At 43.1% G+C, this 239-nt stretch carries 1 pseudogene; it reads left to right on the top strand.

The features are described from left to right. Positions 1 to 239: pseudogene (locus BZJ21_RS15945) on the top strand (IS1634 family transposase); the annotation flags it as partial.

Consider the following 239-nt stretch of genomic DNA (forward strand, 5'->3'; position numbering starts at 1 on the left):
TTAACGTCTTCGATCTTCTTAAAAAAACCTCAACGCATTGAGGCTCTGCTCATGATAATGACGCTTAGCCTTCTTGTTTACGCAAGTCTAGAGCACAAAATCAGAGAGCAACTTAACAAGACAGAAGCGTTCTTCCCAAGCATGGTGAAGAACAAAACAACGACTAAACCGACGGCACGTTGGGTATTCTTAAAATTTGAAGGGATCGACACACTCGAACTCGACGGTCAGAGCTTCAT

It is taken from the genome of Salinivibrio costicola subsp. alcaliphilus, assembly GCF_001996185.1.
GTDB classification, from domain to species: Bacteria; Pseudomonadota; Gammaproteobacteria; order Enterobacterales; family Vibrionaceae; genus Salinivibrio; species Salinivibrio costicola.